Source organism: Kribbella catacumbae DSM 19601 (assembly GCF_000372465.1).
Classification (GTDB): Bacteria; Actinomycetota; Actinomycetes; order Propionibacteriales; family Kribbellaceae; genus Kribbella; species Kribbella catacumbae.
The window spans coordinates 102,253-124,169 of the sequence record NZ_AQUZ01000008.1 but is presented as its reverse complement, the minus strand read 5'-3'; the positions used below and the strand labels follow the sequence as shown (position 1 = coordinate 124,169).

At 68.1% G+C, this 21,917-nt stretch carries 28 protein-coding genes; 11 read left to right on the top strand and 17 right to left on the bottom strand.

Annotated features, from left to right (window positions below; translation table 11 throughout):
- Positions 1 to 324: 324 nt before the first annotated feature.
- The 3 genes from A3ES_RS0111260 to A3ES_RS0111250 all read right to left on the bottom strand — a co-directional run bounded on the left by A3ES_RS0111260 (position 325) and on the right by A3ES_RS0111250 (position 2,235).
- Entirely contained in the window at positions 325 to 1,119 is a 795-nt protein-coding gene (locus A3ES_RS0111260) for a class I SAM-dependent methyltransferase (protein ID WP_020386911.1), read from the bottom strand.
- A gap of 128 nt (positions 1,120 to 1,247) precedes the next feature.
- A complete protein-coding gene (locus A3ES_RS51195; protein ID WP_020386910.1) occupies positions 1,248 to 1,802 on the bottom strand; it encodes an NUDIX hydrolase in 555 nt (184 codons plus the stop codon).
- Positions 1,795 to 2,235: a GNAT family N-acetyltransferase gene (locus A3ES_RS0111250; RefSeq protein WP_040454460.1), complete on the bottom strand. Its 441-nt coding sequence runs from the start codon at positions 2,233 to 2,235 to the stop codon at positions 1,795 to 1,797. Before A3ES_RS0111250 ends, A3ES_RS51195 begins: the two co-directional genes overlap by 8 nt.
- A 79-nt stretch (positions 2,236 to 2,314) precedes the next feature.
- Here A3ES_RS0111250 and A3ES_RS0111245 point away from each other — a divergent pair, with 79 nt between their 5' ends.
- Positions 2,315 to 3,052, top strand: coding sequence for an SAM-dependent methyltransferase (locus tag A3ES_RS0111245; protein ID WP_020386908.1), 738 nt, complete (start codon positions 2,315 to 2,317; stop codon positions 3,050 to 3,052).
- A gap of 49 nt (positions 3,053 to 3,101) precedes the next feature.
- Entirely contained in the window at positions 3,102 to 3,521 is a 420-nt protein-coding gene (locus A3ES_RS0111240; RefSeq protein WP_020386907.1) for a hypothetical protein, read from the top strand.
- A 30-nt stretch (positions 3,522 to 3,551) separates the two neighbouring features.
- Here A3ES_RS0111240 and A3ES_RS0111235 read toward each other — a convergent pair whose 3' ends face one another.
- Entirely contained in the window at positions 3,552 to 4,190 is a 639-nt protein-coding gene (locus tag A3ES_RS0111235; RefSeq protein WP_237744916.1) for a class E sortase, read from the bottom strand.
- A 226-nt stretch (positions 4,191 to 4,416) separates the two neighbouring features.
- Here A3ES_RS0111235 and A3ES_RS0111230 point away from each other — a divergent pair, with 226 nt between their 5' ends.
- A complete protein-coding gene (locus A3ES_RS0111230; protein WP_020386904.1) occupies positions 4,417 to 4,905 on the top strand; it encodes a SigE family RNA polymerase sigma factor in 489 nt (162 codons plus the stop codon).
- Positions 4,895 to 5,890, top strand: coding sequence for a hypothetical protein (locus tag A3ES_RS0111225; RefSeq protein WP_020386903.1), 996 nt, complete (start codon positions 4,895 to 4,897; stop codon positions 5,888 to 5,890). Before A3ES_RS0111230 ends, A3ES_RS0111225 begins: the two co-directional genes overlap by 11 nt.
- On the opposite strand, the gene A3ES_RS0111220 is transcribed toward A3ES_RS0111225, so the two are convergent.
- Positions 5,877 to 6,638, bottom strand: a complete 762-nt coding sequence (locus A3ES_RS0111220; RefSeq protein WP_026162767.1) for an aminoglycoside 3'-phosphotransferase — start codon at positions 6,636 to 6,638, stop codon at positions 5,877 to 5,879. The two genes, A3ES_RS0111225 and A3ES_RS0111220, sit on opposite strands and share 14 nt — an antisense overlap.
- Positions 6,639 to 6,683: 45 nt before the next feature.
- Between A3ES_RS0111220 and A3ES_RS0111215 the strand changes: the two genes are divergently transcribed.
- Entirely contained in the window at positions 6,684 to 7,190 is a 507-nt protein-coding gene (locus tag A3ES_RS0111215; protein WP_020386901.1) for a methylated-DNA--[protein]-cysteine S-methyltransferase, read from the top strand.
- Here the strand turns inward: A3ES_RS0111215 and A3ES_RS0111210 are convergent.
- From A3ES_RS0111210 to A3ES_RS0111195, 4 genes are all read right to left on the bottom strand, one after another.
- Complete coding sequence (locus A3ES_RS0111210) at positions 7,187 to 8,170, bottom strand: LacI family DNA-binding transcriptional regulator (RefSeq protein WP_020386900.1); 984 nt, start codon at positions 8,168 to 8,170, stop codon at positions 7,187 to 7,189. The two genes, A3ES_RS0111215 and A3ES_RS0111210, sit on opposite strands and share 4 nt — an antisense overlap.
- Positions 8,171 to 8,195: 25 nt before the next feature.
- Complete coding sequence (locus tag A3ES_RS0111205; protein ID WP_020386899.1) at positions 8,196 to 9,071, bottom strand: carbohydrate ABC transporter permease; 876 nt, start codon at positions 9,069 to 9,071, stop codon at positions 8,196 to 8,198.
- Positions 9,068 to 10,000 (bottom strand): ABC transporter permease, encoded by a 933-nt coding sequence (locus A3ES_RS46920; protein ID WP_020386898.1) that lies wholly within the window; start codon positions 9,998 to 10,000, stop codon positions 9,068 to 9,070. Before A3ES_RS46920 ends, A3ES_RS0111205 begins: the two co-directional genes overlap by 4 nt.
- Before the next feature lie 80 nt (positions 10,001 to 10,080).
- Entirely contained in the window at positions 10,081 to 11,724 is a 1,644-nt protein-coding gene (locus A3ES_RS0111195; protein WP_020386897.1) for a type 2 periplasmic-binding domain-containing protein, read from the bottom strand.
- Positions 11,725 to 12,403: 679 nt separating this feature from the next.
- On the opposite strand from A3ES_RS0111195, the gene A3ES_RS46915 reads away from it, so the two are divergent.
- Positions 12,404 to 13,195 carry an ACT domain-containing protein gene (locus tag A3ES_RS46915; RefSeq protein WP_020386896.1) on the top strand — a complete coding sequence of 264 codons (792 nt, stop codon included), beginning with the start codon at positions 12,404 to 12,406 and terminating at the stop codon, positions 13,193 to 13,195.
- 152 nt (positions 13,196 to 13,347) lie between these two features.
- Here the strand turns inward: A3ES_RS46915 and A3ES_RS0111185 are convergent, their stop codons facing one another.
- The 4 genes from A3ES_RS0111185 to A3ES_RS0111170 are packed head-to-tail and all read right to left on the bottom strand — an operon-like array spanning position 13,348 to position 15,226.
- A complete protein-coding gene (locus A3ES_RS0111185) occupies positions 13,348 to 14,103 on the bottom strand; it encodes a TrmH family RNA methyltransferase (protein ID WP_020386895.1) in 756 nt (251 codons plus the stop codon).
- A 56-nt stretch (positions 14,104 to 14,159) separates the two neighbouring features.
- Positions 14,160 to 14,558 carry a hypothetical protein gene (locus A3ES_RS0111180; RefSeq protein WP_020386894.1) on the bottom strand — a complete coding sequence of 133 codons (399 nt, stop codon included), beginning with the start codon at positions 14,556 to 14,558 and terminating at the stop codon, positions 14,160 to 14,162.
- Positions 14,559 to 14,563: 5 nt separating this feature from the next.
- Positions 14,564 to 14,869, bottom strand: coding sequence for an NIPSNAP family protein (locus A3ES_RS0111175; RefSeq protein WP_026162765.1), 306 nt, complete (start codon positions 14,867 to 14,869; stop codon positions 14,564 to 14,566).
- Positions 14,870 to 14,926: 57 nt separating this feature from the next.
- Positions 14,927 to 15,226 (bottom strand): DUF4287 domain-containing protein, encoded by a 300-nt coding sequence (locus A3ES_RS0111170; RefSeq protein WP_026162764.1) that lies wholly within the window; start codon positions 15,224 to 15,226, stop codon positions 14,927 to 14,929.
- 112 nt (positions 15,227 to 15,338) lie between these two features.
- On the opposite strand from A3ES_RS0111170, the gene A3ES_RS46910 reads away from it, so the two are divergent.
- Together A3ES_RS46910 and A3ES_RS0111160 are read left to right on the top strand one after the other, a co-directional pair.
- Entirely contained in the window at positions 15,339 to 15,701 is a 363-nt protein-coding gene (locus tag A3ES_RS46910; protein WP_157630455.1) for a hypothetical protein, read from the top strand.
- 686 nt (positions 15,702 to 16,387) lie between these two features.
- Positions 16,388 to 16,732, top strand: coding sequence for a UBP-type zinc finger domain-containing protein (locus A3ES_RS0111160; protein WP_020386890.1), 345 nt, complete (start codon positions 16,388 to 16,390; stop codon positions 16,730 to 16,732).
- On the opposite strand, the gene A3ES_RS0111155 is transcribed toward A3ES_RS0111160, so the two are convergent.
- Positions 16,723 to 17,343 carry an alpha/beta hydrolase gene (locus A3ES_RS0111155; RefSeq protein WP_020386889.1) on the bottom strand — a complete coding sequence of 207 codons (621 nt, stop codon included), beginning with the start codon at positions 17,341 to 17,343 and terminating at the stop codon, positions 16,723 to 16,725. The two genes, A3ES_RS0111160 and A3ES_RS0111155, sit on opposite strands and share 10 nt — an antisense overlap.
- Positions 17,340 to 18,290, bottom strand: coding sequence for a ring-cleaving dioxygenase (locus tag A3ES_RS0111150; RefSeq protein ID WP_020386888.1), 951 nt, complete (start codon positions 18,288 to 18,290; stop codon positions 17,340 to 17,342). Before A3ES_RS0111150 ends, A3ES_RS0111155 begins: the two co-directional genes overlap by 4 nt.
- Before the next feature lie 171 nt (positions 18,291 to 18,461).
- Here A3ES_RS0111150 and A3ES_RS0111145 point away from each other — a divergent pair, with 171 nt between their 5' ends.
- The gene (locus A3ES_RS0111145) at positions 18,462 to 19,112 is read left to right on the top strand and encodes a hypothetical protein (protein WP_020386887.1); all 651 of its coding nucleotides are present in this window, start codon (positions 18,462 to 18,464) and stop codon (positions 19,110 to 19,112) included.
- Positions 19,112 to 19,795, top strand: coding sequence for a GAF and ANTAR domain-containing protein (locus A3ES_RS0111140; RefSeq protein ID WP_020386886.1), 684 nt, complete (start codon positions 19,112 to 19,114; stop codon positions 19,793 to 19,795). The genes A3ES_RS0111145 and A3ES_RS0111140 overlap by 1 nt, the downstream gene beginning before the upstream one ends.
- Here the strand turns inward: A3ES_RS0111140 and A3ES_RS0111135 are convergent.
- On the bottom strand, positions 19,792 to 20,310 hold the full coding sequence (locus A3ES_RS0111135) for a GNAT family N-acetyltransferase (protein WP_237744915.1): 519 nt from the start codon (positions 20,308 to 20,310) through the stop codon (positions 19,792 to 19,794). The genes A3ES_RS0111140 and A3ES_RS0111135 overlap by 4 nt on opposite strands.
- A gap of 54 nt (positions 20,311 to 20,364) precedes the next feature.
- Between A3ES_RS0111135 and A3ES_RS0111130 the strand changes: the two genes are divergently transcribed.
- Complete coding sequence (locus A3ES_RS0111130) at positions 20,365 to 20,856, top strand: winged helix-turn-helix transcriptional regulator (protein WP_020386884.1); 492 nt, start codon at positions 20,365 to 20,367, stop codon at positions 20,854 to 20,856.
- 16 nt (positions 20,857 to 20,872) lie between these two features.
- Here A3ES_RS0111130 and A3ES_RS0111125 read toward each other — a convergent pair whose 3' ends face one another.
- Positions 20,873 to 21,913, bottom strand: coding sequence for a LacI family DNA-binding transcriptional regulator (locus A3ES_RS0111125; protein WP_020386883.1), 1,041 nt, complete (start codon positions 21,911 to 21,913; stop codon positions 20,873 to 20,875).
- Positions 21,914 to 21,917 lie beyond the last annotated feature (4 nt).

Sequence of the window (21,917 nt, the reverse complement as noted above, 5' to 3'; positions counted from 1 at the left end):
CGCCAAGCGGGCATCACCCATTGGTAGAGCAGGGGGCTAACCCCACTCCGAGGGGCGAACCCCTCCGGAGTACGGGTAACCCCACTCAGGCGTCGAAGGCGCGGGCCCGGCCACGCAAGACGATCGGCCGCGGACCGCCACCACTACCAAACCCGGTCTGAGGCCCCGACACGCCAAGGGAAATCGGTTGCTCGCGAGGTTTGATAGTGGTGGCCGTCCGCCCCTGCGGAAAAGGGGTGAGCCGACGGTCCGTGGAGGCGTGGGACGTCGCACGCGGACTTGGGGCGGGAGCAGGAGGCCGCCCGCCTCGCGACTCCTCCGGGCTCAGATGACGTGGCCGATGGCCAGGAAGTGGAAGCTGGTGGACATCACTCGCGGATCGTTCTCCAGCAGACGGGCCAGGTGGAGTGCCGACGGGAGTAGCCGCGGAACGTCTTCAGGGGAAGAGTGTTCGAGGGTCGCGGCCGCGGGCCCTTCGACGGCCAGCACCTCGATGTCGGCAAACCCTGCCTCGCCGAACTCCGCGCGCAACTCATCCGCGTGATGGAAATACGCGTTGGTGAAGCCGTTCGGCTCGTCGTAGTTGCGGCCGGTCGTCAGCGCGTCGGTGAACATCTGGAGGGTTTCGCCGGTCAGCATGCCCTTGGTGCCGTACTCCAGCAGTCCGGCGTACCGACTGATGCCTGCGGCAACTACCAGTCCACCCGGCCTGGTCACTCGTCGCGCCTCCGCCAACGCCTGGGCGCGATCCGCCTGCTCCACCAAGTGATACAGCGGCCCGAGCAGCAACGTGACGTCGACGCTGTCGTCCTCCTGCTCCAGCTTCCGCGCATCCCCGGCCATCGCCGCGAACGTCCCGAGCTCGGCAGCCTTCGCGACATGCTCCTCCACCGGATCGACCAGCGTCACGTCGTACCCATCAGCCGCCAGCCACCGCGCATGCACACCGGTCGCCCCACCCACATCCAGAACCGTTGCCCCCGGCCCCGGCAGGTACCGGCGGACCAACTCCTGCGTCCGCAAGAACTCCAGCTGCCCATGCCCCGACCGAGCCAGCCGATCATCCTCGACATACCGCTCCGCATAAAACGCCCTGATCAAAGGATCCAGTTCAACCATCCCCAATCATCCCCACCCAAAAGCCCCAGGACACCCCATTTTCCGGCTCTCCTGACTGACAGTTGCTTCGGCCCGATGCGGGAGCGGTGCGGAGAGGGGCAAAAGGGGGCGAATGACCCACGGATCAATCAGGAGAGCCCCACTTCCCCTCGCCCCCACCCTGCCCCGATGACGTGTCTGCGGAGAGGTGAGCTGGTGATTTCGTAGGTGCGGTCGAGAAACGCGATGGTGGGGTCGGGGGCGTAGGTGAAGGTCCAGCGGGTGGGTGTGGGGGTGCGGAGCCACGCGGTGGGGGGTTCGCTGAGGGGCGGGTAAGGGATGGCGGCGATCAGCGGGATGGCTTCGGCGGGCATGAACCAGCGGGCCTCCTGGATCGAGGCGTCTGGGTCGTTGATGGCGAAGTCACCGTCGGGGACGTCGGCGGAGTAGTTCCACGCCGTACTGCGGGACGCGCCGTCGCGGCTCATCACCGAGACCTCGGCGACCAAAGTCAGCTGGTCCACGCGGACGTGCAGGCCGGTCTCCTCGCGGAGTTCGCGGACTGCTGCCTCCGCCGGCGACTCGCCGGGCTCGACGGCGCCGCTCGGCATGCTCCACTGTTCGTTTTCCCAGTCCTCGTAGCGCTCGCGGACGAGGACGATCCGGCCCGCGCGGAAGGCGAGGACGCCTGCGTAGTCACCCATTGAGCTGGAGGGTGAACTCGGTTTCGTTGAACTCGTTGGTGCCATGTTCGCTGAAGGCGATCGAGCGGAGGGTGGCGAGGCCGGCGTCGTTGGTGGGGTCGACCGAGGCGTGGATCTGCTCGGCACCGAGCTCGGTGGACAGCTGGATGACGTGGCCGAGGGTCGCGCGGCCGAGCCCCTGGCCGCGGCGAGTCGGGCAGACGTAGTACGTGATCTCGGCTTCGTCGTCGAGGATCTCCAGGTCGATGAAGCCGATCGGACCGGTCTCGTCGAAGGTGATCCAGCCGTGCCGGCTCGGTGCCTGCAGCAACGGCGTCCAGCGCGCCACGGCGTGGCCGTAGAAGCCGCCGAAGATCGCGCCGCCGACGGGATCCGCCGCCAGCCACTGCTCGACCTGCCGCAGTCCGTCCTCATCGATCGGCCTCACCCTCATGCCACTGCACTCTGCCTGCCGCCACCGACAATTCGCAATCCTGTTGCGGCTCCATGACCAGAACGGTTGGCTAGCGCCCATGGTTGACCTCAAGCGCGCGGAGTACCCGCTGTCCTCGAAGTACGACGCCGGCTGGCTGCTCGACTGCGACATGGGCCCCAACCCACTCTGGCTGCTCGAGGATCTCGCCCGCGACCTGGACCTCCAGCCCGGCATGAAGGTGCTCGACCTCGGCTCCGGCAAGGGCGCGACCTCGGTCTTCCTCGCGAAGGAGTACGGCGTACAGGTCTGGGCCGCCGATCTCTGGGTCGACCCCTCCGACGCGGCCGCGAACTTCGCCGCCCACGGGGTCGAGGCCACCGCGCTCAGGGCCGAGGCGCACACCCTGCCCTTCGCCCGCGCGTTCTTCGACGCGATCGTCTGCATCGACGCCTACGAGTACTTCGGTACTGCGGACAACTACCTCGCCTACCTCACCGCCTTCCTCAAGCCGGGCGGCCGGCTCGGCATCGCCACCCCGGCGATGACCCGGGAGATCCGCGACCTCGGCTACATCCCGGAGCACATCAAGAAGCTGGTCGGCTGGGAGGCGCTCGCCTGGCACACCGCCGACTGGTGGCGATTCCACTGGGAGATCACCGAACTCGTCGAGGTCACCTCCGCCCGCCTCCAGGAGACCGGCTGGCGCGACTGGCTGACCTGGGCCGAGGCCGCCTCCGAACACACCGGCACCCCCGACGGCAGCCTCGAGATGCTCCACGCGGACCAGGGCGAGTACCTCGGCTTCGCTTTGGTCAGTGCCCGCAAACCCGGCTGACCCACGGGCCGGGTGTCGCGGTTCACCAGCACTGAGCAATGCTGTCGGTATGAGCTGGGCTATCTACGCGATGCGAGGGCCAGGAGGCGTACGCCGCCTCGAGGACATTCCGGACGGGTACGAGCCGCCCTCACTCGGTACTGCGGAAGCGGTGGTCGACCAGGTGCGGGAGGTGGCACCGGGCGTCGATGCGAGCAAGCGGTCCTGGTTGCAGCTGAAGAGCGCCGAGTACGACATCGAGATGACGATCGGCAAGGGTGTCGAGGTTCGCGACGTCACCTTCTACATCGACGGGCCGCGCTCGATCCCGCTGGTGATGGAGATCAGCAGCAAGCTGGGTGTCACGCCGTACGACACCGAGTCCGGCAACTTCCTCACCGAGGAGTCCCGGCCACCGGTGCCGCCGCCGCTGACGGACGACGAGATCAAGGCGAACAAACCCAAGTGGTGGAAGTTCGGCCGCAGCTGATCACTCGGCGGCGCGACCGGCTCAGCTTGCTCAACCGGCAGGGCGGGTGCCGATCAGGGTGGCGATCTTGTTGATCCGGTGTTCGGGGTTGTTCAGCGCGTCCTTCCAATAGTTGCCGGCGGCATGGTCTTCGGGCGTCGCGCAGGTCGACAGCGTGAGCATCGCCCGGGTCGGCGTCACACCCGGCCGCCCCGGTACGGCGGCGTTCTGCTGCGCCTTCTCGGCCGGCTTGCGGAACGAGATCGTCATCGTCTGACTCACCACGTAGTCGTAAACGATCCCGTTGGACGTGACGAGGACGTGCTCGCCGTTCTTCAGCTCAGGCAATCGCCCGAGCGGCCGGCCATGCGTGGTCCGGTGCCCGGTGACGATGAAGTTGCCGATCTCCCCCGCCCCGACCCCGCCCGCCGGCCCCCGCGGCGACGCGAACACCCCACGATCCTGAATCACCGTGCCGGCCTTGTCGTCCGCAGTACCGGTGTAGGCGACAACGCGCAACGCCCGTACGCCGATCGCAGGAATCGCGAGCGTCGTCACCGCCGTCCGCCCAACAGTCGGCTTCGTCCCAGTCGGCTTGGAGGCCGACGGCTTGGAGGCCGACGGCTTGGAGGCCGACGGCTTGGAGGGCATCGGCGTGGCTGGCGTCGAGCTCTCCGGAACGGATGGCACGACCGTCGGCTCCGCAGTATTCGCAGGACCGGAAGGCACCGTGTCGGTACACCCCACAAGGGCAGCAGCCATCACCACCGCAACCACCCATCGCCCCACCATCATCGGAACCTAACCCCCACCACCGAAAACCAGCCGAAACGCGTGTTTACCCGACCCTCACCTGGCTACCCACAAAATCAAGATAGCCGCACAACGAATCCGGCTCCGGAGGCGTTTTACAGGTATGACGTTCGATCAGTGGGTGCGGGACGGACGCGGGCGGTTGCTCGCCTTCGCGACCGTGCTCTGCGGCGGGCGGCACCTGGCCGAGGACATCGTCCAGGAGGTGCTGGTCCGGGTTCACCGCAAGTGGGACTCGATCAGCGGTCTGGACCACCCGGACAGCTACATCCGCAAGATGGTCGTCAACGAGTTCCTGTCCTGGCGCCGCAAATGGGCCCGGATCGAGCCGAGCGGACTGCTCGAGGCGGTCGGCTCGGTCCCCGATCCGGCGGGCCGGATCGCCGAACGGATGGAGCTGCTGACCGAGCTGTGCGCCCTGCCCAAGCGGCAGCGGGCAGTCGTCGTCCTGCGGTACCTGCTCGGCCAGAGTGACGCCCAGATCGCCGAGATCCTCGGCTGTACGGAAGGCACCGTGCGCGGCTATTCGTCCCGCGCGCTGGCAACCCTCAAGATTCAGCTCACCGCGGAGGTGGCCGACCATGCGCACTGAGGAATCCCTTCGCGAAGCCCTCGAGTTCTTCGCCGAACGGGCCGGGCAGCTCGAGCCAGAACCCACCCGTACGCCGGTACGCCGGGTCCGCCGTTCCGTCGTACTCACGGCCGTGGCGGCGACAGTCGCCGCAGCGGTCCTCGTACCGGTCGTGCTCGATCGCAAAGGCTCGCCGCCACCGGTGACGGAGAACACGACAACCCCCAAGCCGCCCCTCAGGTGGACTCATCAGCAGCTGAGCGTGTATCCGACCGGGGCGACCACTCGGACCTACTCAGGGCCGAACCAGACGTCCTGTCATGTGTCCACCCAGGCGGGCAGCTACGACCTGGCCAAGCTCGGCAAACTCCGGAAGAAGACGACGGTCAACGGCCACCCGGCCGACCTGATCCAGGCCGCCGTCGAAAAGCCCCGGATGCCAGTGGCCGAGTCGGGCACCGCCGAGCCCAAGCCGACCCCCGCCCCGCAGACACACCTCAGGATCGCTTGGAGCTACCGGAACGGCAGCTGGGCGCTGGCCGACTGTTCGCCGGACCTCGAGGATCTCGGCGGGGCCGAACAGCGGGTCCAGGGGTTCGCGGAGAGCGTCGATTTCGGGACGCCCCAACTCACGGCGCCGATCGACTTCGGGTATCTGCCACCCGGTGCCCAGGTCCAGGGGATCAGCGCCACTGCCGGCTCCGTCCAATTCGGGATCCCCAAAGGCCCGACGGCGTCGATCCTGGTCTCGCTCAACTGGCCGCCGCTGAAACATGTCTACACCGGCGAGCGGGCGGTCCAGATCAACGGACGCGCCGGCCGGATGCGCGTCGACGGAACGTTGCTGATCCCGTTCGGGACCTTCGATCTCGTGGTGCAGGCATCGAGCTCCACTGGAGCCGATCAGGAGAGCATGGTGCTGGCGATCGCGAAGGGAATCCGGGTCGCCGACCCGATGGATCGCTCGTCCTGGTTCCCGGCCGAGATCGGGCTCAGCCCCAGGTGAGCGGGTCGAGCAGGTGGTAGAAGGCCAGGCGCTGGGGATCCGGCGTCAGACCGTAGGTCGCGAAGAAGCGGTCGGCGTCGATGGACCACTCGTCCTGAAGCTGGGCCCGGACCAGCGCGAGGTCGGCGTACCGGTCGGCGATGCCGAGACGGCCGACGTCGATCGCTCCCGTGCAGTCGAGGGTGTCGGGGTCGAAGAGGAAGTTCGGCAGGCAGGCGTCGCCGTGGCAGACGACGAGGTCGGCCTTCTCGCGAACCGAAGGCAGTTCGGCGTGCAACCGCGCCAGCAGCTCCTCGGGCTGGACGAGCCGCCACTCGTCGGTGAGGAAGTCGGGGTTCACCGCACCTCGCCGTACGACGTCCTCCGCCTGGCCGACCACGTCGTCGAGCCGGCGCTCGAACGGGCAACTCTCCAACGGCAACTCGTGAAACGCGCGAAGTGTCAGCGCGAAGCTGTCCACCAGCTTGTCCGACCACGGCAGATCGATCGCCGCGACACCGGGAACCGTAGAGGTCAACAGGGCCGCACCCTCGTCCCCCTCGATCCAATCGAGCACAGCTGCCCCGGGAATCGACGTACCGGACAACCACTCGACCCGATCGCGCTCGGCCAGCAACTCCCCGACACCGGCAGGCCCGCAACATTTCGCATACACCGCACCGCGGCGGAACACCTCGGTATCAGACTCCCCGGCGTTCACCGGCTCCCAACCACTCTCCGGCAACAACACCCCGCAATCCTCACACAACCGCTGCCGCCGGCGTTCTACCAGGAGAAGCAACTGGAGGAGAACATGAGTAACCGGCACGCGATCGTCAACACTCAACTCGGCGACCTCACGCTCGTCGCCTCGGACGACGCGCTGATCGGCGTCTACTTCCCGCATCACTGGGTGAAGCCGGAGCGCGCCACGCTGGGCGACGAGGTCGAGGCAGCGACCGACCCGGTACTGGCCGACGCCGCCCGCCAACTGGACGAGTACTTCGCGGGCGAGCGCGACACCTTCGACCTGGCCATCGAGCTCCGGGGCGGTGACGTGTTCCAGCAGCAGGTCTGGGCGTTGCTCGACGAGATCCCGCGCGGCGAGACCACGACGTACGGCGAACTCGCGGAGCGGCTGGGCGACAAGCAGCTCGCCCAGCTGGTCGGGAAAGCGGTCGGGAGCAACCCCCTCTCGGTCATCGTCCCGTGCCACCGGGTGGTCGGGAAGAACGGCAAGCTGACCGGGTACGCCGGTGGGCTCAAGCGCAAGCAGTTCCTGCTCGACCTGGAAGAGGCCGCGCCGGCCCGTCTCTTCTAGGAGGACGACTCGCGCACGATCAGCTGCCAGGGGAAGTCGTACACCTTGCCGTCCGCGCCCTCGAGGTCGGTGAGGCGGGCGACCATGATCCGGCACAGCGCGGCGTTGAACCCGACCGGCCCGACCGTCGACAGCGACGGATCGAGATGCTCACCCTCGGGCGTGTTGCCGACCCCGATCACGGCCAGATCCCCCGGTACGTCGAGGCGCAACCGGTGCGCGGCCCGAATCGCGGCGATCGCGGCGAAGTCCGTCGTACAGTAAAGCGCCGTCGGCCGATCAGGCCGGTTGAGCACCGACATCGCTGCCCGGTATGCCCCTTCGGGATGCGGCTCGTAGGTCGCCACCAGGTCATCCAGGACCGGTACTCCGGCCGCCGCCATCGTGTGCAGGTAGGCGTCGTAGCGCGGCCAGCCCGCCAGCTTCGAGGTGAGCGCGCCGATCCGGGTGTGCTGCTCCAGCAGGTGTTCCACGGCCAGGTGGCAGCGCGGCTCGGCACCGGACCGGATGACGTCGAAGCCGCGCGGTTCGAGCACCTCGCTGAAGACGACCATCTGCACGCCCTGAGCGGCGAACGCCTCGAGGTCGGTGACCAGCTCCGGATCGTCGCGGACGTGGTCGATGAAGATCACGTCGGGCGTCCGGTTCGCGAGGACCGTCCGCCAGTCGCCGTCGGCCACGATCAGGGCGGTCTTGCCCAGCGGGGTCACCGCGGCGCTGACATCCGCGGCCACCGCCTGGGCCCAGGGATCAGCGAGCACACTCAGCGACAACAGCACGAGATCGGACTTCCCCGTACGGATCGCGCGAGCTGCGTCGTTGCGCCGATACCCGAGCCGGGCGGCGGCATCCCGCACCCGGTCGGCGGTCGTCTCCGAGATCGTCTGGCCGCGCGGGTGACCGGACAGTACGTAGGACACCGTGGCGATCGAGACCCCCGCCGCGGCGGCCACCGTGCGCAGCGTCGGTTTGTCGGTCATCCCCGTGGACATAGGACTGATTCTCTCAGCCCTTGACCGCTCCGGTGATGACGCCCTTGTTGAAATGCCGCTGCAGGAACGGATAGACCATCGCGATCGGCACCAGCGCCACCACGACGACGGCCATCTGCAACGACTGTGGCTGCGGCAACGGCGTCACCCCGAGCTGGTCGGCCGACAACGACTTGCCCTGCAGCACATAGGTCCGCAGGATCACCTGCACCGGCCACTTCGACGTGTCGTTGATGTAGAGCAGGGCGTTGAAGAACGCGTTCCAGAAGCCGACCGCGTAGAACAGCCCGACCACCGCGATCACCGCCTTCGACAACGGCATCACGATCCGGCGCAGGATGGTGAAGTCGCTCGCGCCGTCGATCCGCGCGCTCTCCAGGATCTCCTGCGGCACGTTCATGAAGAACGTCCGCATCACGACGAAGTTGAAGGCCCCCAGCGCGCCGGGCAGGATCAGCGACCACAGACTGTCGATCAGCCCGAGCTGCTTGACGATCAGGAACATCGGGATGATGCCCGGCGCGAACAGCAACGTGAACAGCACCAGCAGCAACACCGGCCGCCCGAACAGCACCGGCCGCGACGTCGCGTAGGCCAGTGCGATCGTGGTGCACAACGCGATCGCAGTACCGACGACGGTGACGAAAACACTGACCATGATCGCGCGCACCATCAGCCCGCCGCTGAACAGCGTCTCGTACGCCTTGAACGTCGGGTGCGACGGCCAGAGCACGTACCCGCCGGCCTTGATGATGTCCTGGTCGCTGGCCAGCGAGGTCGAGATCACCACCATGATCGGGACGATGATCGCGACCGCGAAACCACCGAGCACGAGCGCCTTGATGATCTGGTACGCCGGTGCCGGCCGCTCCTTCCAGATCGGCCTCACGACTCTCCTCCTCTTTTCTGGAAGATCCCTGGTTCGCCGAGCCGATGAGCGAGCGCGTTCGCACCCCACAGCAGCAGCGCGCCGATGACCCCCTTGGCCAGCCCGGCCGCGGCTCCACTGCTCCAGTCACCACCGACCACGCCGGCGTAGTACGTGAAGGTGTCCAGTACTTCGGCAGCACCCGGCCCGACCGAGTCGCGTTGCAGGATGAACTGCTCGAACCCGACGCTGAGGATGTCGCCGATGCGCAGGATCAGCAGCAACACGATGACGGTGCGCATCGACGGCAGGGTGATGTGCCAGAGCCGCCGCCAACGACCCGCGCCGTCCGCCGCGGCAGCCTCGTACAGGGAGACGTCCACCGCCGACAGCGCGGCGAGGAAGATGATCATCGCCCAGCCGGCGTCCTTCCAGACCAGTTGCGCGACGACGAGCAGCGGGAAGGTGTCCGGGTTCGTCATGAACGGGATCGGGTCGAACCCGGCCTGCCGGAGCAGGTTGTTGACGAACCCGGCACCACCGAGCGACTGCTGGAACAGCGCGATCACGAGCACCCAGGACAGGAAGTGCGGCAGGTACGCGATGGTCTGGAAAGCACGCCGGATCCTGTTGCTGACCAGGGAATCCACGATCAGCGCCATCGCGAGCGGTACCGGGAAGAACAGCACCAGCTGCACACCGGCCAGGATCAAGGTGTTGCGCAGCGCGTCCCAGAAGTCCGGGTTGCCGTACAGGTTGATGAAGTTCTGTACGCCGTTCCACTCGCTGTGCATGATGCCGAGGTACGGCTGGAAGTCCTGGAAGGCCACTACGTTGCCGAGCACCGGCACGTAGAAGAACACCAGCAGGAACAGCACCCCGGGCACCATCAGGACCAGCATCTGCCAGTCCCGCCTGAGGCGGATCTTGAACGGCAACTGCTGTGCCATACTGCGCTGTTTTTTGGGTGAGCGTGGTGGCGCTCCCACTGGTTGCTTGCGTTCCTCGGTAACTGCTGTCATCGGCGGACTCAGGATCCGGTGACCGGCGCGCCGGCCGGGAGTACGGCTTCGAACTCACCACGCATCTTGTCGCCGCCGCCGCTCTTCCAGCGCTTCAGCGCCTCGTCGTACGCGCCGATCTTCTGCCGGCCGGTGACGATGTCGACGATCGTGTCGCGGAACGCCGCGGTCAGCTTCGTGCCGACCTTGCTGCTGGTATCGGAGTACGTGCCCGCGGTCGGGTTGCGCATCGCGAACTCGAGCAGCTTCTGCTCGGTGGCGTGGATCTTCTTGGTGTCCTCGGGGAACGCCGGGTTGAAGATCACGCTCTCCGGCGCGGTCATGATCTGCAGCGCGCTGACCAGGCCAGGCGCCTGCTGGTTGCCGGCCGCGTTGAGCACCGGGTTCTTCTTGGCGTCCAGGGTGTACTGCTGGCCCGCGGTACCGAAGTTCTTCTGCAGGTACTCCTTGGTGCCGAACGGCGCGGACAGGTAGTTGATCAAGGCAAGGAGTTCGCGGATGCGGCCCTCGTCGGTCTTCTTGAACGGGGTGAAGCCGACCGTGCCGTAGCCCATGTCGTAGACCGGCTTGGCCTTGCCGTCGTGGCCGAACGGGATCAGCGTGTCGACGAACAGGGTCGGGTCGGCGGCGCGGAAGTCGGCGGTGGCGCGCGGACCGACGGTGACCTGGGCCGCAATCTGGCCGTTGGCGGTCTTCGGCGTCGCGTCGGCGAGGTTGAGGTCGGGGTAGAAGACCTTCGCCGCCCAGAGCTTGGCGGCGTACTCGACGGCGGCCCGGTAGTTGTCCGTCTCGTACAGGTGGGTCAGCGACCGGTCCTGGTTGACCCGCCACACGTTCGGGGCGCCGAACCACTCACCGAACATGTGCAGCATGTTGATGATCGCGGGCTCGAGCGCGTAGTTGGTACCGCGCGTGAGTTCCTTGCACTTGGCAAAGAACTCGTCGGCCGTCTTGCACTGCAGGCCGCCGACCTTGGCCCAGGTCTTCGGGTTGCCCATCATCACCTGGCCGAACGGGGTGGACGGGATCGGCGCGCCCCAGATCTTGCCGTTCACGACCGCGGTCCGCCAGGAGGCCGGCTTGAGCGCGGCGAGGTTCGGGTACTCCAGCACGGCGTCGCCGGACAGGTACTTGGTTAGGTCCTGGAACTTGGCTTCGAGCATCGGGCCGACGTTGGGGATGCCCTGGTTCGGGGGCAGCCACATCAGGTCGGGCAGCGAGTCGCCGGCCAGCAGGGTGGCGAACTTCTCCGGGTAGCCGGGGTCGGTGCCGATGGTCAGCTTGAGTTCGCCACCGAGCGACTGGTTTAGCGCCTGCCACATCGGGTTGCTGCCCATCGGGGGCGGCGGCGTCGCGAAGGTCTCCGTCAGCGCGGTCACCGCACTCTTCAGCGGCGGGCTCTGGACGCTGGCGATCGCGTTCTCGGGGAACTGCAGGAAGCCTGGTTCGAGCCCGGACTCGGCACCCGGCAGGTCCGGGGTCAGCCCCTCGAACGCCTTGTACGTCGGCAGCTTCACGTCGCCCGACGCCTTCGCGCCGCCACCGGTCGACCCGCCGTCACCACACGCCGCCAGCGTCGACCCGAGGGCCACCGCCCCCACCGCGGCACCACCCAGCTCCAGGAACCTCCGCCGCCCGAACCTGCTCTCCATAGCCTGCCCTCACCTCTACTCGGCACCTGCTTGACGATTGCACTCTGACCGTTTGTGATCTGTCTTTGCGTAAACCACTCACTAACGATCACTTAAACGTTAACCGGGACCGTAAACCCCACACCCGCCCTCCCGCAACCCCCAACTCGCTTCCCACCATCCGCCACTTTGAGCACCGGCCAGGCAGCCGCCGCCGCAAACCGTGGCCGGGCGGTGCCCAAAGTCCGCTCGGAGCCGACGGACCGGGCTGCGGCGACCTTGGGCACCGGGTGGGCGGCTGGGGCCGTGAAGTGTGACTGGGCCGTGCTCAAGGTGGGGCGGGGAGGATTTACGGAGTGGCAACAGGGCGGCAATGTGGGGTGAGTGGGGCGGCATCAGGCTGGGGACCATGGATCAGCTCCGCAGGGCGAGTGGGCACGGCGGCGCAGGCGCGCCCCGCGGGGCGGGTGGGCTTGGTGGCGCGGGTGGGCTAGGTGGTCCGGGCGCGTCCCGCAGGGCGGGCGGACTCGGTGGGGCGGGTGCGCGTCGCAAGGCGGGTGGGCTTGGTGGGGCGGATGCGCGTCGCAAGGCGGGTGGGCTTGGCGGGGCGGGCGTGCTTCGCAAGGCGGGTGGGCTTGGTGGGGCGGGGGCGCTTCGGAGTACGGTTTCGGCTGGTACTGCGTGTGACGTGTGTGGGCGGATGCCGCATCCGGCGCGGCTTCGGTTGACGCTGGCCAAGCTCGCGGCGATCTTTCCGGTGGAGCTGGCTCTGCATGCGGCGATCATCGCTATCCATCCGCCGTACCTGGTCACGGTGAGCCTGCTGGCGATCACCACCACCGCGCTGGCGATCTGGGTGATCGAGCCGTCGACGATGCGGCTGCTGCGAACCTGGCTGCACGCGCCCGGTCATCGGCTCCGGCGGCACACCCACGCGGGACTGGAGCAAGCGCCGTCGCTCTGGCGGATCCGGGTCACGCTCGACGACCGGGCCGGTGACCTGGAGCAGCTCACCCACGGGCTTGCCGAGCTGGATGCCAACATCCTGGGGCTGCACGTCCACCCGGTGCACGACGGCGTACGGGATGAGCTGGTCGTCTCCACGCCGGAGGGCGTCGGGCCGGACGAGTTGCTGGAGATCGTCGCGGCGGCGGGTGGGCGCGAGGTGCACGTGTGGGCGACTACGACGCTGGCCCTGGTCGATGGGCAGACGACGGCGTTGAGTTTGTCAGCGCAGGTCGTCGCGGATCCGGCGGAGCTTCCGCACGCGGTGGCCGAGTTGCTCGGTGCTCAGCTGATCACTGACCCGAAGGAGTACGAGGGCAAGGCGCTGCCGCCAGACGGGACGATCCTCAAGATCCCGTCACCGTGGAGCGGGCTCTATGTCTTCACGCGCCCCGGCGAACCGTTCACGCCAGCCGAATCAGCCCGCGCCCACCGCCTCGCCCAAGTCGCCGAGACAGCCCGAGCGCTCAGCGCCGGCAAGGGCTAGAACCCGCCGGGACCGCAGTCGGGTGCAGCCGCGGGACCGGATCAACCTGCCGATCGCGCTAGACGTTGTCAGCCGCGGTCGGTGACCTCAGCGGTGTCAGCCGCGGTCGGTGACCTCAGCGGCGTCAATCGCGGTTGGTGACCTCAGCGGTGTCAGTCGCGGTTGGTGACCTCGAAGGCGACGATGGCGGCGGCTACGGCGACGTTCAGGGACTCGACGCCCGCGTGCAGCGGGATCTGGAGGTCCTCGTCGGTGCCGACCGTGATGCCGTTCGTCTCGCCGCCGAGCACGAACACCGAGCGTGGCGCCAGCTCAGCCTTGAACAGCGACTTCCGCGAGCGGGCCGAGAGGCCGTAGACGCGGTACCCCGCCTCGGTGAGGAGGTTGACGGCTGCCTTGGCCGTGGCGACGTTGACGATCGGCGCCTGGAACGCGACTCCGGCGGAGGCCTTGATCACGAGCGGGCCGACGTGCGGAGTACCGGCTCGGGGGAGGATGACGCCGTCGATGCCAGCGCCCGTCGCGGTGCGCAGGATCATGCCGACGTTGCCGGGGTTGGTGACGCCGTCGAGCAGGAACACGTTCGTCGGCCGCTTGCCGCGGGCGCGAACGAACTCGGCCAGGGGTGTCATCCGGGGCGCGTCGACGTCGGCGACCACGCCCTGGTCGTGCTTGCCGTTGCCGGCCAGCCACTTCACCCGGGACGCCGTCGCGCGCTCGACCGGCGTACCGGTTCGCTTCGCGGCTTTCAGGATGTCGTCCAGCGTCTGGCCGCCCGAGTTGTCCGCGACCACCACCTTCGCCACCGACAAGGCGGGATCGTTCAGCGCCTCGAGCACCGGCTTGCGCCCGAAGATGGTGATCCACTTGTCCCGGGGAGAGAGCTTCTCCCGCGCCTCCTGATCCACCGTCGTACCGTACCGCCGCGCCTCCCCGGCCCTAACGCCCCGGTCGGCAGGGCTGCTCAGTCGACGCCCGGCCGGGCACTGCGGAAGAGAGCCAGACCAGCCACGCTGAGGATCAGGAACCAGCCGCCCAGCACCCAGGTCAGTACGGTCAACCAGCCCGGCGAGCCATGGATGCCATCGGCCGTGAAGCCCAGCAACAGGATCGAGGCCAGCAGACCGAGTCCTGGGCCGCTCTCACTGCGCACCCTGCTGAGAAAGCAGGCCACCAGACACGGGCCGGCCAGCACCACGCCCGCAAAGACGACGAAGATCGTCAGGAACCCGTGCGGATTACAAGCCGTCCCTGGATCGCACTCGGCCCCTCTGGTGTGCTGGACGATGATCAGCAGCAGCACGATGAAGACCGCCATCACCGCCGAGCTGATGGTATGCAGCCGCCAGATCCAGGTGCGCATGGCTGTCAGCCGAGGACCGGGCGCATGAAGCTCCGGTCGTAGCGGATCACGCAACCGGTGTCGGCGCGGAACTTGTCGAGCTCGATGAAGTCCGGATGGGTGCCGAACAGCGTCCGGTACTGCTCGTACGCGGCCAGGCTCGGGAAGCTGAACAGCGCGAGCGCCTTGTCGCTGGACCCCTCGGACGGCAGGAAGTACCCGTGATGGCTGCCGCCGTGCTCGTTGACCAGCGCGATCCAGCGGGTGGCGAACTCCTCGAAGGCGTCGAGCTTGCCCGAGTCGACGACGTACTCCACAACACAGGTGATCATGGTCAGCAGCCTGTCACGCCGAGGGGGGCCAGGCAGGTGTGTTTCAAAGCACGTGGCTCAGCTCTTGCGAGCGGGATCGCTGGCCTTGCCGTCCAGCCACAGGGTGTCCGACGCATCGCGGTGCACCCCGGTCGACCCGACGTGCTTGGCGCTGATCTTCGGCCCGTTCTTGATCACGTGCACGAGCGCCATCGCATGCCCGCGCCCCAGGTCGTAGTCCTCCTTCAGCCAGTCCGCGACCGCTCCCGCCTTCGTGTCCGGCCCCTCGAACCCACGCTCCCGCGCCAGCTCGACCAGCGCCCGCGGGGTCAGCCCGGTCTTCTCCTCGATCTTGTCCAGGTACGCCTGAAACGACATCTCGTTCACCTCTCGCCTGAGCGGCCCGATCGGCCGCCACACCCCAGCGTCGAACTTCCCACCCCGAAATCGACACGACTCACAAAACGGCTCACAACAACGTTCAACCGAGGTGAAAGACCCCACGGACGCAGTACTGCGAATGCTCACCCAGCGAGCAGCCAACTCGGTCGTCGTCGGCTCGTCGCGCGACGAATTCTCGCTGGCCTCAGCCGCCAAGATCGCCGACGCCTGGGAGGCGGCGGACGGCGTAGTACTCGACGTGGTCGACTGGCCTGAGCACGCAGCCTCTTGGCTGCGGCAGGCCCGCCGGTTCCTCGCCGGCGGTCCCGACGCCTGGGTAGTGATCACCGACTCGCCAACCGGCTGGCTCCAACTCACCCGCCGACTCGACTCAACCACCTGGGATCCGGCCAGGACCATCGTCGTCGAGGCGAGTCAGAGGCGCGTCAGCCGGGTGAGCTGGCTCGCGTAGTCGCCGGTCAACTCAAGGGTGAGGCCGTAGGCGAAGCCGGTCGCCTCCCCAGGAGTTGAACAGCACCGGCCGCTGATCCGTTGCCCGTGGCAACACTTACCCCAACGCATACGCGTGCCACGTCCGGCTCGCACCACCGAACCCGCCGGCGCTGAGCAACCCCGAGCTCACCGGCGTCTCCGCTCCCCAGGCTCCAGCCGACGCGGCCCGAACCCCTCGTGCCCCCACCCGAAGAGCAGCTGCGCCGGCTCGTCCAACGCCCGCTGAGCCAGCAATCGCCACGACCCACTTTGAGCACCGCCCAGCCGTCGTACGGACGGGCAGGTGACTGGCCGGTGCCCAAGATCCGGGCCTTCGGGGTACATCGCCAGGGCGGGCGGCCGTGGGTCACCCAGTAACGGCGGTTCGCTTCTAATCGAGTTCGGGGTTCAGGCGGGCGGCGGGGCCGCACCACGCTGCCGCCCAGCAACTTTGAGCACCCGCCAGTCACCCGATCGCCCGGTAGGCGACTGGTCTGTGCTCTAAGTCGGCTCGAGGTCCGCAGGGGCTCGACTTTGGGCGCGCGGCAGTCGGCCGATCGCTCGGTAGGCGACTGGCGGGTGCTCAAGGTTGGCGTTGGCTCGGAGTTTGGGGTGGCTTGGGGGTGTGGGGTGGCTTGGGGGGGTGGCGAATGAGAGGGTTGCTGAATGACGGAAATCACCGGAATCCGGCCTGAGGTCACGCCTTCGGGGCCGGGGTGTGTCGAGTGCACGGACGCCGGCGGCTGGTGGTTCCATCTTCGCCGCTGCGCGGAGTGCGGACACATCGGCTGCTGCGACAGTTCGCCTGAGCAGCACGCCAGCGCCCATGCCGCGGCGGCGAACCACCCGATCATCCAGTCCTACGAGCCGGGCGAAGACTGGTTCTGGGACTACACCACAGAGCAAATGGTCGACGGCCCGGAACTGGCTCCCCCGGGACACCACCCGGTCGACCAGCCGGCCCCCGGCGGCGCTGTTCCGGCCGACTGGGTGCAACACATTCACCAGTAGCTGACGAATTGCCTGATCTTCGGTAGCTGGTCGTGGTCGATGATGTGACCGCCCGCGAAGCCCAGTACTTCGACCTCGGCGCTTCGCCGCCGTAGATTGGCGGCGAGCGTCTGGGTCTGCTCGGCTGTGGCCATCGGGTCGCGGTTGCCGTTGACGATCAGCACGCGTTTGCCATTCAGCGCCTGATCCTCGGGACCTTCGTCGGCGAACGGGACCATTGCCGCCAGCAACACAGCTCCAGCCAGCGACTCCGGGTGCTGCAGCAACATGGCCGATGCCATGTTCGCCCCGTTCGAGAAGCCGACCGCAACCCAAGAGCCGGCCGGTACGCCGTACTTCTGCTCGGCCGCCGACAAGAAGGCGGCCAGCTCGTCCGTACGAGCACGCAGGTCGTCCTCGTCGAAGATGCCTTCGCGATGTCTGTGGAAGAAGCGTGCCATCCCGTGCTCCAGCACCGTGCCGCGTGGCGACAGCACCGGCGAGTCGGGGGCGATGTGCTCGCGAAGCGGCAGGAGGTCGCGCTCGTTGCCGCCGGTGCCATGCAGGAGCAGCAGCGGCGGAGTACCGGCTCCTGGTTGCCAGACGTGTGGCCGGTCGAGTGTGGCGTTCATCGGGATGGGACGCGGAGGGCCGGCAGGGAGTTCTGGATCTGCTCGCGATTCGGCTCGAGCCACGGCGGCAGTTTGAGGTGCTGGCCGAGTTCGAGCAGCGGCTCGTCGATGGTGAAGCCGGGCTGATCGGTGGCGATCTCCAGCAGGACTCCGCCGGGTTCGCGGAAGTAGATCGAGGTGAAGTACTGCCGGTCGATGATCTCGGTGACGTTCACGCCGGCCTCCAGCAACTCCAGCCGCCAGCGCGCCTGCGTCTCCCGGTCCGGTGCACGGAAGGCGATGTGGTGCACGGTCCCGGCCGCCTGCAGGCCGCGAGAATCCTTACTGGGAAGGACATCCACCGCAGTACCGTCCTGACCGCCGGACATCACCAGCCGGGTGCGGTCCGAGGTGTTGTGCCCGTACGCCATCCCCAGCATCCCGGCCAGCATCTCCGCGGTCGGCTCCAGCTCGCGCTCGGTCAGCGTCACCGAATACAGCCCACGAATCGCCTGATCACCCGGTACTGCGGACGCGCCGTCCCAGCCGGATCGCGAGTCGCCGTCGGAGGCGACCAGCTCGATCACCAAGCCGTCGGGATCGCGCAGCCGGAGTACCTCTTCATCGGCGCGTGCGACCGGGTCGTCCGCGTCGACGCCCAGCTCCTTGAGCCGCGTCTGCCACCAGCCGAGCGCCTCCGGCGGAATGCTGAACGCGGTGGCCGTGGTCAGCCCGGTGCCCTGCCGGCCCGCGTCGGCACCCGGCCACGGGAAGAACGTCAGCAGCGTCGACGGCCGGCCGGACTCGTCGCCGTAGTACAGGTGGTAGGTGTCGGGCGCATCGAAGTTGACGGTCCGCTTGACCAACCGCAACCCGAGGACCACGGTGTAGAAGTCGACGTTGCGTTGCGGGTCTTCCGCGATGGCGGTGACGTGGTGCAGTCCGTGCGGTGCGAGTGCGGCAGTCATCTGCGATTCCTCTCTCCGGGACGCCTCTCCAGCTTGCCTGCTGAGCGCCCCGAAAAGTAGTGGGAGATTTGATGTCATCGCATGGATGACGGAAACGCTTGTCGTCGATCCGTTGACGCGTCTAGACTCGGCTGTCACTTCGAAACGACTGCTACCTTCGAACGAGGTCCGATGGCCGCGGACAGCCCCAGAAACGACGTCGCCTGGTCGCTCGCGTCGGTGCACGCGACGATGAGCCGGCTCGACACCGGCGCCGATCCGGCCGAGCTGATCGAGGCGCTGGCCCGGCTGCGCGAGCTGAGGGACGAGTTGACCGGCTGGGAGCCGACCCTGATCCACGCCGCGCGGGCCCGGGGAGCGAGCTGGGCCCAGTTGGCGCCCGCGCTCGGAGTCGCCAGCCGCCAGGCCGCGGAGCGCCGCTACCTCCGGCTCAAACCCAACGAGGGCGACCCCGCGATGACCGGCGAGCAACGGGTTCAGGCCGCTCGCGACGAACGCGCGAGTGAGCGGGCCCTCGCGGACTGGGCCCGCGACAACGCCGCGAACCTGCGCGCGCTGGCCGGCCAGGTCGCCGCGCTCGATGGGCTCGACGACCCGACCAAGGCGAGCGTGCAGCGGATTCACGACGCCCTCGGCAAGGACGACACCACCGCACTCCTCGATCCGCTGACCCGGGCCGGCGAAGGCCTGGGCCAGGATCACCCCCGCTTGGCCCGGCTGATCTCCGACCTCGGCGAGCAGGCGACCGCAGTACGGCATGCCATCCAGCGCCGGACCGGCGCCCGCCGGCCGGCAGCACAGCCGTCAGAGGAGGAAGGCTGATGAGCGCACAGCGCCCAACGGCCGATGCGTTCGCGCAACTGGCCGTCGAACTCCATGAGTCCGGCGGCATCGGAGAGACCGTTGACACCGTGGTGCAGTTCGCCTTGCACGCGCTGTCCTGCAAGTACGCCGGGGTGGTGCTGATCGAGCACGGCCAGCCGGTGATCGCGGCGGCGACGGATCCCGTGCTCGCGGCGCTCTACCAACTGCAGATCGATACCTGCGAAGGTCCGTTGCTGGCCACCCTGCACGACCGGCTGCCGGTCATCGTGGCAGATGCCGCGACCGATGATCGATGGTCACCCCAGTGGGCGGCGATGGCTTGCGCGATCGGGATCCGCAGCGTTCTGCACCTCCCGCTGATGCCGGCTCAGCCGGTCGGCGTGCTCAGCTTCTTCAGCGAGCAGCCGGACGGCTTCGACTCCGACGACCTGGCGGTCGGGCACATCCTGGCCCGGCACGCCTCGATCGCGGTCGCCAACGCGCGCAGCGAGGCGACGATGGCGCAGGCGGTCGACGCCCGCAAGCTGGTCGGACAGGCGATGGGCATCCTGATGGAGCGCTTCGATCTGGACGGCGACCACGCGTTCGGAGTACTGCGGCGCTATTCGCAGGACACCAACACCAAGCTCCGCGACGTGGCCCAGCGACTGATCGACACTCGGCAGCTTCCCACCGGTTAGAAGCGGTATGTGGAAGGGATGGTGAAGTTGATCAGCGAACCGTCCCGCTCCGCCGTCGCGGTCGGCCAGCGGTGGCGGACCATCCGCAGTACTTTGTCGTTCATCGCGCTGACCATGACGAGGAGCTGAGCGGCGCCCGCGGCCAGCGCGTGCTGCGCGGCCTCACTCGCCATCCGTACGCCGAGCCCGCGCCGCTGCTCCGACTCCGCGATGATCAACGCCAGCTCGGCGGTCGGCACGGTCGCGCCTTTGACCCACGCCCACATCGCGTGCCCGACCACCTCGCAGTCGCGCTCGGCCACCCATGCGGCGCCGTTCGGGTCGAGCATCCCTTCCAGCAGGGTCGGCCGCGGCGGCCGCCCGACGGCTGTCTGGAACCGCATGTACAGGCTCCAGTCAGACAGCTCGCACAGCATCCCGGACAGCGACTCCGCGTCGGCATGGCCCGCCCGCCGAAGGATCAGCCCACCCGTCCGTACCCCACCGACCGGCTCAACTACCTGAGTCTGATTCACGGATTCAGACTCCGTCACTTGGCTGAGTCTGTCAAGTAGACTTATCCTCGCATCATGAGCGCTACCCAGGCGGTACCGGAGGCCATGCACTGGTCCACCGACAACTGCACGATCTCCCGCACGATGGAGATCCTCGGCGAGAAGTGGACGTTCCATGTCCTGCGTGAGGTGTTCGTCGGTGTTCGCCGTTTCGAAGACATCCGTGCCCGCGCGGTCATCCCCCGCCAGGTCCTCACCGACCGCTTGACTGCTCTGATCGACCGCGGCCTGCTCCGCCGCGAGGCCTACCGGATCCCCGGCCAGCGCGAACGCTACGAGTACCGCCTGACCCAGGCCGGCCTCGACCTCTACCCGGTCCTGGTGGCGTTGGTCCAGTGGGGCGACCAGTACCTCCCGCTGGACAACGGCCCACCGCTGATGCCCGAACACCGGGGCTGCGGCGCGAAAGTCAGCGTCACCATGCAGTGCGCCGCCGGCCACACCCCCACCCCGCGCGAGGTCGCCTTCCGCCCGGGCCCGGGCGCAACTCCCCGCAAGGTCAGCTGACCAACACCCCGCGAAGTCAGCTGACCGGAACGCGGGCGGGTTCGGCCGTCGAGTCGCGCGGGATCAAGCGGGTGGCCAGTTCGACGTGGTGGGAGTCGACCTTCTCGCCGGCCGCCAACTGCAGGGCCGTACGGAGTGCGACGGCGCCCATCTCCCGAAGGGGCTGGCGGATCGTGGTCAGCTGCGGGGAGGCCAGGCGGGCCACCTGGGTGTCGTCGAAACCGACGATGCTGAGGTCTTCGGGGACTCGGAGGCCGCGTGCCCGGGCGGCTTCCATCACGCCCAGGGCCACCTCGTCGCTGCCGGCGAAGATCGCGGTCGGGGGTTCGGGGAGGTCCAGCAGGGCGGCTCCGCCGGCCAGGCCGTCGTCGTACAGGAACTCGCGGAGCCAGACGTAGTCCTTGGGGATCGGGGCGCCGGCGGCTTCCATCGCGCCGCGGAAGCCGTTCATCCGGGCCTGGTTGCAGCCTGAGCTCGGCGGGCCGCCGAGGTACGCGATCCGCCGATGGCCCAGCGACAGCAGGTGCTCGGTGGCGGCCATCCCGCCGGCGAAGTTCGTCGAGCCCACGCTCGTCACGTCCGGTTGCGCGATGCTGATCGGGTCGACGACGACCAACGGAAGCCTCGCCCTGGACAGCGCCGCGAGATCGGCCTCGGTCAGTTCGCAGGTGATCCCGATGGCCGCGCGCCGCCCGGTCGCGGTCAGCTCGCGGATCCACTGCGCCGCCCGCCCGGTACTGCGAGACGCCGGCGGGTGCGGGTGCGAACCCAGGACGACGTCCACGCCGGCCACCTGGCCGGCCTCGACCACGCCCTGGATCACCTCGACCGAGTAGCTGTTGAGGAAGCCCTGGTAGAACAACTCGATCGTGATCCGCTCGACCTGCTCCGGCCGGCGTCCGACGTACTCGTGTTCGCGGAGGATCTCCTGCACCCGGGCGCGCGTCGACTCGGACACGTCGCTGCGCCCGTTGAGAACCTTGGAGACCGTGGCGATCGACACCCCAGCCGTGGCGGCGACGGTGGCCAACGTGACCCGGCCGGTCAAACGCAACACCCCC

Excerpts from the sequence above, each read along its gene's own strand:
- A3ES_RS0111250 (WP_040454460.1), bottom strand. The coding sequence starts at position 2,235 with ATGAGGGTGAGGCCGATCGATGAGGACGGACTGCGGCAGGTCGAGCAG.
- A3ES_RS0111145 (WP_020386887.1), top strand. The coding sequence starts at position 18,462 with ATGGCCGCGGACAGCCCCAGAAACGACGTCGCCTGGTCGCTCGCGTCG.
- A3ES_RS0111215 (WP_020386901.1), top strand. The coding sequence starts at position 6,684 with ATGAGTAACCGGCACGCGATCGTCAACACTCAACTCGGCGACCTCACG.
- A3ES_RS0111230 (WP_020386904.1), top strand. The coding sequence starts at position 4,417 with ATGACGTTCGATCAGTGGGTGCGGGACGGACGCGGGCGGTTGCTCGCC.
- A3ES_RS0111240 (WP_020386907.1), top strand. The coding sequence starts at position 3,102 with ATGAGCTGGGCTATCTACGCGATGCGAGGGCCAGGAGGCGTACGCCGC.
- A3ES_RS0111180 (WP_020386894.1), bottom strand. The coding sequence starts at position 14,558 with ATGCGCACCTGGATCTGGCGGCTGCATACCATCAGCTCGGCGGTGATG.
- A3ES_RS0111150 (WP_020386888.1), bottom strand. The coding sequence starts at position 18,290 with ATGACTGCCGCACTCGCACCGCACGGACTGCACCACGTCACCGCCATC.
- A3ES_RS0111195 (WP_020386897.1), bottom strand. The coding sequence starts at position 11,724 with ATGGAGAGCAGGTTCGGGCGGCGGAGGTTCCTGGAGCTGGGTGGTGCC.
- A3ES_RS46920 (WP_020386898.1), bottom strand. The coding sequence starts at position 10,000 with ATGGCACAGCAGTTGCCGTTCAAGATCCGCCTCAGGCGGGACTGGCAG.
- A3ES_RS0111225 (WP_020386903.1), top strand. The coding sequence starts at position 4,895 with ATGCGCACTGAGGAATCCCTTCGCGAAGCCCTCGAGTTCTTCGCCGAA.
- A3ES_RS0111170 (WP_026162764.1), bottom strand. The coding sequence starts at position 15,226 with ATGTCGTTTCAGGCGTACCTGGACAAGATCGAGGAGAAGACCGGGCTG.
- A3ES_RS0111155 (WP_020386889.1), bottom strand. The coding sequence starts at position 17,343 with ATGAACGCCACACTCGACCGGCCACACGTCTGGCAACCAGGAGCCGGT.
- A3ES_RS46915 (WP_020386896.1), top strand. The coding sequence starts at position 12,404 with ATGCCGCATCCGGCGCGGCTTCGGTTGACGCTGGCCAAGCTCGCGGCG.
- A3ES_RS0111175 (WP_026162765.1), bottom strand. The coding sequence starts at position 14,869 with ATGATCACCTGTGTTGTGGAGTACGTCGTCGACTCGGGCAAGCTCGAC.
- A3ES_RS51195 (WP_020386910.1), bottom strand. The coding sequence starts at position 1,802 with ATGGGTGACTACGCAGGCGTCCTCGCCTTCCGCGCGGGCCGGATCGTC.
- A3ES_RS0111140 (WP_020386886.1), top strand. The coding sequence starts at position 19,112 with ATGAGCGCACAGCGCCCAACGGCCGATGCGTTCGCGCAACTGGCCGTC.
- A3ES_RS0111245 (WP_020386908.1), top strand. The coding sequence starts at position 2,315 with ATGGTTGACCTCAAGCGCGCGGAGTACCCGCTGTCCTCGAAGTACGAC.
- A3ES_RS0111160 (WP_020386890.1), top strand. The coding sequence starts at position 16,388 with ATGACGGAAATCACCGGAATCCGGCCTGAGGTCACGCCTTCGGGGCCG.
- A3ES_RS0111260 (WP_020386911.1), bottom strand. The coding sequence starts at position 1,119 with ATGGTTGAACTGGATCCTTTGATCAGGGCGTTTTATGCGGAGCGGTAT.
- A3ES_RS0111130 (WP_020386884.1), top strand. The coding sequence starts at position 20,365 with ATGAGCGCTACCCAGGCGGTACCGGAGGCCATGCACTGGTCCACCGAC.
- A3ES_RS0111210 (WP_020386900.1), bottom strand. The coding sequence starts at position 8,170 with ATGACCGACAAACCGACGCTGCGCACGGTGGCCGCCGCGGCGGGGGTC.